11 protein-coding genes and 1 pseudogene are annotated in these 9,902 nt (G+C 74.9%); 3 read left to right on the forward strand and 9 right to left on the reverse strand.

All coding sequences use genetic code 11. From position 1 onward, the window contains the following. The 3 genes and pseudogenes from ACSNOG_RS29995 to ACSNOG_RS30005 form a co-directional block, all read right to left on the reverse strand. Positions 1-624 (reverse strand): annotated as a pseudogene (locus tag ACSNOG_RS29995) (hypothetical protein); the annotation flags it as partial. Between the two features lie 291 nt (positions 625-915). Further along, positions 916-1,935 carry a questin oxidase family protein gene (locus ACSNOG_RS30000; protein WP_436755848.1) on the reverse strand — a complete coding sequence of 340 codons (1,020 nt, stop codon included), beginning with the start codon at positions 1,933-1,935 and terminating at the stop codon, positions 916-918. Positions 1,936-2,004: 69 nt separating this feature from the next. Continuing rightward, positions 2,005-2,577 (reverse strand): CoA transferase, encoded by a 573-nt coding sequence (locus ACSNOG_RS30005; RefSeq protein WP_436755849.1) that lies wholly within the window; start codon positions 2,575-2,577, stop codon positions 2,005-2,007. Here ACSNOG_RS30005 and ACSNOG_RS30010 point away from each other — a divergent pair. Then, positions 2,576-2,959: a hypothetical protein gene (locus ACSNOG_RS30010; protein WP_436755850.1), complete on the forward strand. Its 384-nt coding sequence runs from the start codon at positions 2,576-2,578 to the stop codon at positions 2,957-2,959. The two genes, ACSNOG_RS30005 and ACSNOG_RS30010, sit on opposite strands and share 2 nt — an antisense overlap. Before the next feature lie 12 nt (positions 2,960-2,971). Here the strand turns inward: ACSNOG_RS30010 and ACSNOG_RS30015 are convergent, their stop codons facing one another. The 4 genes from ACSNOG_RS30015 to ACSNOG_RS30030 form a co-directional block, all read right to left on the reverse strand. After that, entirely contained in the window at positions 2,972-3,637 is a 666-nt protein-coding gene (locus ACSNOG_RS30015; RefSeq protein ID WP_436755851.1) for a class I SAM-dependent DNA methyltransferase, read from the reverse strand. 106 nt (positions 3,638-3,743) lie between these two features. After that, the gene (locus ACSNOG_RS30020; protein ID WP_436755852.1) at positions 3,744-5,051 is read right to left on the reverse strand and encodes a sulfite oxidase; all 1,308 of its coding nucleotides are present in this window, start codon (positions 5,049-5,051) and stop codon (positions 3,744-3,746) included. A gap of 270 nt (positions 5,052-5,321) precedes the next feature. Continuing rightward, positions 5,322-5,753, reverse strand: a complete 432-nt coding sequence (locus ACSNOG_RS30025; RefSeq protein WP_436755853.1) for a glutaredoxin domain-containing protein — start codon at positions 5,751-5,753, stop codon at positions 5,322-5,324. A gap of 67 nt (positions 5,754-5,820) precedes the next feature. After that, entirely contained in the window at positions 5,821-6,345 is a 525-nt protein-coding gene (locus ACSNOG_RS30030; RefSeq protein WP_436755854.1) for a hypothetical protein, read from the reverse strand. Positions 6,346-6,615: 270 nt separating this feature from the next. Between ACSNOG_RS30030 and ACSNOG_RS30035 the strand changes: the two genes are divergently transcribed. Both ACSNOG_RS30035 and ACSNOG_RS30040 read left to right on the forward strand, forming a co-directional pair. Then, positions 6,616-8,427 (forward strand): hydroxysqualene dehydroxylase, encoded by a 1,812-nt coding sequence (locus ACSNOG_RS30035; protein WP_436755855.1) that lies wholly within the window; start codon positions 6,616-6,618, stop codon positions 8,425-8,427. Between the two features lie 175 nt (positions 8,428-8,602). Further along, positions 8,603-9,001, forward strand: coding sequence for a hypothetical protein (locus ACSNOG_RS30040; RefSeq protein ID WP_436755856.1), 399 nt, complete (start codon positions 8,603-8,605; stop codon positions 8,999-9,001). Positions 9,002-9,029: 28 nt separating this feature from the next. On the opposite strand, the gene ACSNOG_RS30045 is transcribed toward ACSNOG_RS30040, so the two are convergent. Further along, on the reverse strand, positions 9,030-9,254 hold the full coding sequence (locus tag ACSNOG_RS30045) for a hypothetical protein (RefSeq protein ID WP_436755857.1): 225 nt from the start codon (positions 9,252-9,254) through the stop codon (positions 9,030-9,032). 191 nt (positions 9,255-9,445) lie between these two features. Further along, positions 9,446-9,730, reverse strand: coding sequence for a hypothetical protein (locus tag ACSNOG_RS30050; RefSeq protein ID WP_436755858.1), 285 nt, complete (start codon positions 9,728-9,730; stop codon positions 9,446-9,448). Positions 9,731-9,902: the final 172 nt, after the last annotated feature.

The following is a 9,902-nucleotide window of genomic DNA, read 5'->3' on the forward strand; positions in this document are numbered from 1 at the left end:
GGGGTCCTGGGGGCGGATCGCCACCGGCGCGGCGGGGGCGGCTGTGCGGTCGGGTGCGGCTGTGCGGTCGGGGGCCGAGGTCTCGATGACGGCTCCTGCCGCGGCGGCGGCCGCGAGGGTGGCGTCGAGGCCGTAGCGGGCGGACAGTTCGGCGGTCGTGCGAAGGAGGTGTACGAGGGCGACAGCCCGGGCGGTGACGTCGACAGGCCGGGCGGTGACGTCGACAGCGCCGGCCGGGCGGACGGTGACGGTCGGCGGCGCCGTGTCGGGCTCGCGGGCGGCGTCGACCACGCGCATCGGGAGCCTGCCCATGGCGTCGAGGAGGCCGTCCTCGGTGTAGGCGATCGAGTCCTGCGGGCCGACCTCGAAGACCAGTACGCTCCTGCCGCTGATCCGGGAGTCCACCGGCAGTTCCCGGGACTCGCCCGGCACTTGATCGCTGAACGTCTGCTCCACCACGTGCTGCGGCCCGAACGTGACGAGCAGCAGCCCTTCCCGCTGCGGATCGGCGCGGACGAGCCGCCGCCTTCCGCCGGAGTCGTCGATCGTCAGTCCCGGGAAGCCGAAGGAGAGGTCCAGCAGGTCGGTGCCGCGCAGAATGCGGATCGGTGCGGGTGTGCTCATCTCGCCCCCTGTTGCCGTACGCCGGGCGGGTGCTCGAGAAGCGTGCGTGCCGGATCCGAGACACCTGATACCGGCCGGGTACCACATGTCCCTTACCCCGATCGGCGCACCACGTATTGGGCCGAACGAGTGCCGGCTACGCAACTTCGGTCCGCTCCGGCCCCGTTGGCCCCACCTTCACCACTCCCCCGGTCCCGGCGGCAGGACGCCGGTCCCTTGACCGGTCTCCTTCCGCCGGACGGGTGAGGCGGACGTGAGACTTGGGGCCGCTGTGTCTCCGAAGGTCCGGGGTCAGGAGAGGGGAGTGCTCAGTTCGACGGCGCGCAGGGCGGCGGCGAGTGCTTGTTCGTCGCCGACGTCCAGTGCGGTGTCGGTGAGCTTGATGACGTGCTCGTCGCCGTGCGTCAGGGCGCGTTCGAGGACGTCTTCCGCGGAGACGCGGCCGGGAGGCACCGGGGCGACGGGCTGTGACGGCGCGTACATCGCCGTCACCGCGGCCGAGGCCCGCCAGGCGGCGTGCAGGCTCGGCGCCCACAGGGCGGGCGGGAGGGCGGGCAGGCTGCGCAGGACGGCGTTGGGGGCCGTGGCCGCGTGGACCAGCATGGTCGCCTCGCCGTGGCCGTGGGTGGCGTAGCGGTGGGTCGTGGCGCGGACCAGCTCGGCGAGCCGCTGCCGGGCCGTGCCGGGGTCGGTGACCTCACCGGACCAGACCGGCAGCCGGCCGACGAGGGCGAGCCTGGTGGGGAAGCCTCCCTCACGGACCGGGATCGGCGGCACGGCCTCCAGGGCCTCTCCCGCGTCCGTGGCGCCGGGCAGCCACGTGATGCCGGAGAGGGGGTGGTGCCGGGCGGCCCAGTAGCCCAGGGCGTGGGCCAGCTCGGTCAGCCTGGGCTCGCTCTCCCCGTGGTCGAGGAGGGCGCGTACGGCGTGGCCGGTCCTGATCACGGTGTGGGTCGACCCTCCGTACAGTCCGGGCAGGAGGCGCGGCCACCACGTCGCGAGGAGGCTCCTCCAGTCCTGTGCGGACAGGGAGCGGCCGAAGTAGGCGATCCAGTCGGCGACCCGGCGCGGGTCCCCCAGCGCCGTGGCCCAGTCCGCGTCGGTGACGGGGGCCACGGGGGCGGGGAAGTCCTCGAGCCGGTCCTCGTAGCGGTCGAGCCAGCGGTGCACCGCGGCCTGCCGGCCGTGCGCCACGAGGGCCTCGGCCACCATCGGGGCGTGGTTGGTGAGCCGCCCGAGCCGCTCCGGGCCCGAGGCGTGCAGGCGCTGCAGCGCTTCGTCGAGCACACCACTCGTGTCGATGGGGTTCATGACGGGCACGCTACGCGGGCACGCGGGAGTGCGGATCGGTCCCGGGGACCGGATTCCGTGCCGCCGGTCCTAGTCCGTACCCCCCGTCGGGCTCCGCCAGGCCGCCAGGACCTCGGCGGTGTGTTCGCCCGGTGCGGGGGCCGGGGCCGGGACGGCCGCCGGGGTGCGGCTGAAGCGCGGGGACGGGGCGGGCTGGTGGGCGCCGGCCACCTCGACGAAGGTATCCCGCTCGTGCAGGGCCGGGTGCCCGGCGGCCCCGGCCGGGTCCAGGACGGGGACGACGCACGCCTTGTGCTCGTCGAAGACCTTCGTCCAGTGGTGGCGGGGGTGCTTCGCGAAGGCCGCCGCGAGGCGGTCGCGCAGGCCGTCCTGGCAGGCGTAGGTGGTGGAGAAGGGGGCGTCGGTGACGGTGGTCATGCCCGGGAGGTCCCGCCACCGGCGGGTCATCACGTCCAGCATGGCGGCGCCGTCGACCATGGCCGCGTCGACGACCTGGCCGCGGCCGGAACGGGCGCGCTCGTGGAGGGCGGCGAGGATGCCGAGGGCCTGGAACATGCCGCCGCCGGCGAAGGTGGACAGGTAGGTCGACGGGGGCAGGGGAGCACCTCCGGCGGGGCGGTCGCCGTCGAGGAGTCCGGCCATGGCCAGGAAGCTGAGGTCGTGGCCCCGACACCCTCCCGAACACGTCGGCCCGGTCGATCAGGGAGTGGACGGTGGCCGCTCCCTGCTGATGGCCTGGGTGAAGGCCGGGCGGCCGATGCAGGGGTCCCCCTACGCCGGCGAGATATTTGCCAAGGTCGTCGAATCCGCCCGCGAACGCGGCGAACTGCCCGAGGGCGTCAACGCCCACCGCGTCGGCTGCCTGCTGCGCGATGTCTACCTGGGCACGCTCTACCGCTGGTCCCAGGCGCAGGGCCAGGACGCCCACCTGGACCTGCCCACCGAACTGCACGCGGTCTGCGGCATCATCCTCGACGGGATCCTCCCCGCCGGACGGCCGGAGCCCACCGCCGTTCCCGGCTGACGCCGGGCCGCGTCAGGCCGGTTTCCGGACGAGCAGGCAGGCCTGCGCAGCCCCTTCGCCCTCCTCCGGCTCGCGCACCATCCGGGCACGCACCACCAGCCCGGCCCGGCCGAGGAGTTCGGCGATGCGGTCCGGCTGCCGCCGGTGGAAGTCGAGCGACACCTCGTGGCCGAAGGGCCGGTCGATGTGCAGGGGTTCGTCGCCCACCTGGAAGGCGACCAGCAAGGGGGCGCCGGGGGCCAGGACCCGGTGGAGCTCGGCGAAGACCTCCGGCAGCAGCTCCTGCGGAGTGTGAATGATCGAGTACCAGGCCAAGGCCCCGGCGAGCGTGCCGTCCGGCACGTCCAGCTCCAGCAGGGAGCCCACTTCGAACCGCAGCTCCGGGTGCGTCCGCCGGGCCAGGGCAACCATCTGCGGCGACAGGTCGATCCCGTACACGGACAGCCCGAGGGCGCTCAGGTGTGCCGTCACACGGCCCTCGCCGCACCCGATGTCGGCGACCGTTCCCCCGCCGGCCCCCTGCACGAGCTCGGCGAAGGCGCCGAGCATCGCCCGCTCCAGCGGCTGAGCGACCAGGGAGTCGCGGTAGCGGTCCCCGTACTCGGTGGCGATGGCGTCGTAGAACGCCCTGGTCGTGCGCAGGAAGCCGGGTTCGGGTGCGGGTTCGAGTTCGGTCATGGGCAGGCACCCTAGCGGGCCGTCGCACGGCAGGCCGCCCGGGGGTGACGCCGTCCGCGGGGCAAGGGCGGGGCGACGGGCGTCGGGCGGCCTGCGCGGCCGTGCGTCAGACGACTTCGACGGCGTGCCGGACGACGGCGTCGAAGGAGTAGCCCTGTTCGTTCGGGACGGACCGGACGGGCTGGGTGTTGCCCGCGGTGTCCGTGGCCCGGGCCAGCAGCTGGGCGGGGCCGGTGCCGCGCGGACGCCAGTCCGCGCTCCAGCGCACCCAGCCGCCCGGGCGCGGCGCGTCGTGCAGCCGGGCCGGCCGCCACGCGGCGCCGCCGTCCGTGCTCACCTCCACCCGGCGTATCCCTCCCTGCCCCGACCACGAACGCCCCGTCAGATGGTGCCCGCGGCCCGCGGCGAACCGGGCACCGGGTGCGAGTTCGAAGGCGCTGCGGACCGGCTGGCTGGTCAGCGGAGCGCTCCCGCCGGCCGGGTGCCCGGGGCCGAAGAGCCGGTAGAAGACGGTGTTCCACGGCGAGAACAGCGGGCGGTCGGACACCTCGACGTCCCCGACCCACTTGACGGACGCGATGCCCGCCCAGGACGGCACCACCAGCCGCACCGGCCTGCCGTGGTCCGGGGCGAGCGGGCGGCCGTTCATCTCGTAGGCCAGCAGGACGTCGTCGAGGGCCTTCTCCACCGGCATCGGCCTGCGCACCCGCCCGTGGTCGGTCCCTCCGGTGACGAACGCCGCGTCCAGGCCGCGCGGCATCACGTCCACCGCCCGTGCCGACAGGCCCGCCAGGCGCAGGACGTCCGACAGGCGCGCGCCCCGCCAGCGTGCGGCCCCGACGGCGCCCATCGTCCACGGGGTGCCGGTGACCGCGTCGCCCTGCTGGGTGGTGTAGTAGCTCCGGCCGTTGCCCGCGCACTCCAGGCACACGCTCGTCGTCACGGCGGGCAGCGCGCGCAGGTCCGCGTACGAGAACTCCACCGGGCCGCCGCGCAGCCCGCTGCCCCACACCGTCAGGCGCCACCGGGCCGGGTCCAGGACGGGCGTCGCCGTGTGGTTGCGGACGAAGAAGCGGTCGATGGGGGTGTGATAGCCCGTGCCCCGCAGCGCCGCCCAGTTGGTCTCCGCGTTCGTGCCCCGGATCGTGAACAGCTCGGTGGGCAGGGGTTTGACGATTCCCGGCCGGTCCGGCGGGTCCGGCCGGCTCGGCGCTTCCGCAGCCGCCGCGGGCCCCGCGACCGCGAGGCCCGGCAGCGAGGCCACGGCCCCGGTGGCGCTCGCCGCTCCCAGGAGGCGCAGCACGCCACGGCGGGAGATCCCCTCCCCCACCGCCTCACCCGACAGGAACCGCCGCAGCCTGTCGCGGTCGTAGGCGCGCTCGTACGCGCCGGATCCGCCTCTCGCCGTTGCCATCCGGTCTCCTCCCCGAAGAGCGGGCCGCAGCGCCCACCACACGCTAAGGCCGCTCCGGCCCTCCGGTCCCCACGGCAAACCAGCCACCACTGGCTGCGGCGGCTTGGCGCCGAACTGCGCGCGGATCGACCTGAGTTGGGCTGGACGCGCCCAGGCGCCGGTGTGTGGGTTCCAAACCCGCCGATGCCCGGAAGAACTGCCGGATCGTCCTCCACCTGCACGCCCCGGGATACGCCTATGCGCTCGACAGGGCGGACGCCCTTGCGTGGGTCAGGAGGAGAGCCGGGCGCGTACCCATGCGGCGTCCGGGTTGGTGTGCGGCCGGCCCGCCACCATGACCGTGGGCACCGTTTCGTTGCCGTCGTTGGCCGCCCTCACCGCCGCCGCCCCGGCGGGGTCGCGCCAGATGTCGACCCAATGCAGCCGGCGGGCGTCACGGCCCAGCCGGATCCGCAGCCGCAGGCAGTACTTGCAGCCCGCCCTCCAGTACACGACCGGCCGTCCGTCGGCCGCGCTGCGCCCTTGCGCCTCCGCCGCACCGATCGACCGCGGGAACGCCAGGGGCGAGTGCAGCCCGGCGAGCAGGGCGAACACCGCCAGCAGGGAAACGGCCACGCCGGGGGACCCGCTAGCGGCCGGTGCGGCCGCAGCGACGGAGCCGCAGATCACGAGCGACATCGGCAGGATCCAAGCGCGCATCATGGTGACGGAGGCTACCGGCCCGCACGTTCTCCGACTGCTCCGCCCCAGGACAGCTGCGGCCGCGGCCCTAGCGCTCCACGCCCCAGCGCCGCGCGATGGCCTTGAGGCGTTCGAGTTCGTGCTGTGCTGCTGCCGCGTGGGCCAGGTCGAGGGCCATCCCGGCGCGGGCGGTGATGTAGCCGATGTCCCGGCGGGTGGCGTCGTCCATGTCCGGGGCGGTCCGCAGGCGGCGGCCCGTGACGCTCAGGTAGATCGCGATGCTGTCGAGGTGCTCGCGCAACTCCACGGGGAGCACGTGCCGCAGGTCGTCCTTGGCGTAGTCGCGCGCCTGCCGGTCGGCCTCGCACGGGCGCGGCGGCGACGGAGCCCAGCGCAGGCCTGCCGCGCGGGCGTCGTCGTACATGTCCGCGACCAGCGTGCGTGCGGTGACGGAGTCTCCCCCGGCGGCGGCCGCGCGGGCCGACTCCAGTGCCGAGCGCAGCCGGTCACGGACCGCGGGATCCTCGCCGGTGCGGGCGTCCAGATAGCTGGACCACACGTCGAACGCCTTGTTCAGCCCGGCGTCCAGCATGCTCTTGTACGTGTCCGGCACGCGGCCGCCTCTCCCGTCGGGCCGTCCCGGCGTGGACGGCAGCGGTACACGATAGGCCGCCCGGTGTGCGCGGCCGCGCGTGGCCACTGACGTTCGAGGGTGCCGGGCCGGTGGCCCGCGCGACGGTGCCCCCTCGCCGCAACCCGATCGGTGGAGTTCCCGCCGTTACCGCCCCCGTCTCCCACCGGCCGCCTAGCGTCGTCCGGGACCGCCCCATAGCCCTCTTCTCCTCCTTCACCCACCCGTGCAGCACGCGAAAGGTGACGACAGATGGCGGACACTTCACGCCGGGACCTCCTTCGTTATGCGGCGGCCGCGGCCGGGGCGGCGGGTCCGCTCGCGGTGCTCCCGCCGTCCGCCACGGCCCGCCCCGCGGAGCGCCGCGCACCGGCCGGGCGCCGCGCGGGCCGCCGCGTGGCCGTGCTGGGTGCCGGGGTCGGCGGCATGACCACCGCGCACGAGCTCGCCGAACGCGGCTTCGACGTCACCGTCTACGAACGCCGCGCCGTCCCCGGTGGCAAGGCCCGTTCGCTGTACGTGCCGCACACCGGCACCGGGGGCCGCCGGGACCTGCCCGGTGAGCACGGGCACCGCGGGGTCTTCGGCTTCTACCACAACCTGCCCGACACGCTGCGCCGCATCCCCCTGCCCGGCGGCGGCTCCGTCTTCGACAACCTGACCACGGTGAAGTGGATGGAGCTGTCCCGCACGGGCAGCCGGGCGGATGTCCCCGTACCCCTCCAGCCGCTGAAGCCGCCCCTGGGAGACCTGGGCCTGCTGGTGCGGTCACTTGCCGGTGCGCTGGAGCTGTCCCTCCACCTGCCGCCGCAGGAGGCGGCCTTCTTCGCCCGGCAGGCCTTGATCCTCTTCACCAGCTGCGACGAACGGCGGTTCGGCCAGTGGGAGCACGTGGGCTGGTGGGACTACATCGAGGCCGGGCGCATGTCCCGGGACTACCAGCGCCTCCTGGGCGGGGGCGTGCAGCTCCTGCAGGCCCTCCGCCCGGCGAACGCCAGCGCCCGCACCTGCGGCCAGGGTCTGGAGTCGATCCTCTACGACCTGGCGGAACGGGGCAGCGACGGCCCCTTCGACCGTATTTTCCACGGGCCCACCAGCGAGGCGTGGATCGATCCGTGGGCGGCCCATCTGCGCGGCCTCGGCGTCCGGTTCGTCTTCGGCTGGTCCGTGGAGGCGCTGGAGCTGCGCGGCGGGCGGATCGCGGCGGCCCGCGCCCGCACCCCCGGCGGTTCGCCCGCCCGGATCGAGGCGGACTGGTTCGTCGCCGCGGTCCCCTCCGACCGTGCGTCCGCGCTCTGGGACCGGGCGCTGCGCGCCGCCGACCCGCGCCTGGCCGCGATGGACGGCCTGCAGCAGACGTGGTGCAACGGCATCCAGTACTTCCTGAACCGCCCGGCGCCGGTGCTCAAGGGGCACATCGTCCACGTCGACTCGCCGTGGAAGCTGGTCTCGGTGCCCCAGTCGCGGTTCTGGCGCGCCCCGTTCGCCCGCGCGTGGGGCGACGGCCGGGCCGTCGAATCACTGTCGGTGGTGATCTCCGACTGGGACACGCCGGGCGTCGTCCACGGCAGGCCGGCCCGGCGGTGCACCCGCGCGGAAGTGGCCCGCGAGGTGTGGGCGCAGATGCAGCAGCACGCCGGCGGCACCGCCGGGAGGGGCCTGCCCGAGGACCTGGTGCACACCTGGTACCTGGACGAGGCGATCGCCGAGGACGGGCGCGGCGGACTGACCAACGACGACCCGTACCTGCTCAACACCGCGGGTTCCTGGGAGCTGCGCCCCGACGCCGCGACGGCGGTCGGCAACCTCTTCCTCGCGGCCGACTACGTGCGCACCTACAGCAACATCGACTTCACGTCCATGGAGACGGCGAACGAGGCCGGCCGGCGGGCCGCCGCCGCGGTGGTCGCGGCGGCAGGGGCCGGGGGCGCGGCGGGGGTGCCGACGTTCGCGGGCTACGAGGCACCGGAGTACGCGGCTCTGAAGGCCGACGACCTCCGGCGGTGGCGCAGGGGCCTGCCCCACGCCCTGGACGGGCAACGGCACCGGACCGCGCGGCCGTGAGCCCGTGCCGGGTGACGGGCTCTCACCTGCCGCGGCCCGGTTGAAACCTGTCGGCGGCGTGCGCGCCGTGGCCGCCCCCGGCGTGCGCCGCAGTGCTACCTCAACCCCTTGTCACCACGCGAACACCCTCCGTAACATCAGGGAATTAGTGATTCCGCATCCTCGAGGGGGAACGATGAAACGCTTCGTCAGCTTGGTGAGCGTCGCCGCCGTCGTCCTCGCCGGCGGGGTGGCGACCGCAACCGCAACCGCCCACAGCGAGCACCACGGCGGGCCCGGCATCCTCCCCGCTCCCCGGTCGACGCCCAACCCGACGGTGACCGGCGTGCCGGCCGGCGGCTTCCGGCAGGTCTTCGGCGACCCCGTCGAGGTCGCCCCGGGGGTGAACGCCCCCGCCGTCGCCATCTGCCCGTCCGGTCACGTACCGATCTCGGGCGGCGGCGAGACCTCGGCGCACCACGTCTACCTCACGGACTCGTTCGCCCAGGGCACCCAGTGGGTGACCCGCGGCACCAACACCAGCAGCGGCGGCGAGTCGCTCCGGGCGTTCGTGGTCTGCGCCCACGAGGGCTGAGGGCGGGAACGCCGGGCGGTCGGCGCGCCTACGCCCCGCCGCCGCCCCCGCCCTCGACGACCCGCCTGGCCGCCTCGCTCTCGGCGGCGGCCGGGGACAGCTCGCTCAGCGTGTCGAGGTCGGTGTCCTCGCGCAGCTCCTTCTCCCAGGCGGCGGCCAGCTTCTCCTGCCGCTCGCGCGGCTGGCGCCCGACCTCCTCGCGGTGGGCCGGGCTCAGGGCGCCAAGGAATCGCGCGACATCGTCGGTCGGCATGGATTCTCCCTCATCAGCGTCGACGGGCATTCCCCTTCCCGGCGCCGGGGGGCCACGGACGGGCCGGGCCTCCCCCTTCACCTGAAAGGGGACCGGCTTCACCTGAAAGGGCACCGGCCGGCACCGGCGGACGGAGCGCGCGACCGCCCACTCCCGGTGCCGGGAGCGGGCGGCCCGCCGGGTGGGCCCGGTTACTCCTGCCGTACGTACAGCAGCAGCCGGGCGAAGAGGCCGGGCCGCGTGGGCGGTGCACCGCGGGGCGCGGCCGGCTCGGCCTCCGCGACGGGGACGCCCGCGCCGGGTCCGGCAGGAGGCTTCTCCTCGGCCGGGGACGCGGGGTCCGCGTCGCGCAGGGGGCTCACGGCACCCGGGGGGTGCTCACCGTCGGTGGGGGTGGTCTTGGGGTCCGGTCCGGGGGCGCGGTAGGCCTGTGCACGCAGATACGCACTCAGGACGCGCGCGGGATCGAGGGGCATGACGTCTCTCTGCTCTCGTGCCTGCTGATGTGAAGGGAGTCCGCACGTGCGCCGCCCGGGGACGGGCCGGGGCGGGCGCGGGCCTTCTCAGCAGCGCAGGACGTCGTTGCGCGCGGGACCGGCGGGCGCCGCGGGGCCTTCGATGTCGGCCGGGGGCGGCAGCGGGCAGGGC

The sequence above is a fragment of the Streptomyces sp. URMC 124 genome, from assembly GCF_051386455.1.
GTDB lineage: Bacteria > Actinomycetota > Actinomycetes > Streptomycetales > Streptomycetaceae > Streptomyces.